Annotated in this window: 1 protein-coding gene; it reads right to left on the bottom strand. The window is 60.2% G+C overall.

What is annotated here, in order from left to right:
- The coding region (locus HJG58_RS18795) for a GPW/gp25 family protein (protein ID WP_170249819.1) at window positions 1-231 on the bottom strand (231 nt) is incomplete at both ends.

Raw genomic sequence — 231 nt, 5'->3', positions numbered from 1 at the left:
CTCTTTGTTGATCCCCTCGATATCGACGACACATCCTGTTTCATCGGCCGGGAAAGTGACCATTACACGCGTGACCCGCAACCGTGGCTCCCAGCGCGCCAGCGCTGAGGCCGTGGCCGCGATAATCCGCAGTCGGGTGATATCGTCGCGAGGGTTGTCCACCAGCGAAAACAGGTCACTGCCATAATCACGAACCAGCACACGGCTGCCGAGCGGCGTGGAGAGGATATC

Origin of the sequence: Acinetobacter geminorum (genome assembly GCF_013009345.1) — a bacterium.
Lineage (GTDB): Bacteria > Pseudomonadota > Gammaproteobacteria > Pseudomonadales > Moraxellaceae > Acinetobacter > Acinetobacter geminorum.
Note: the sequence above shows the minus strand (reverse complement) of the source record. Positions and strands in the feature narration are given on the sequence as shown.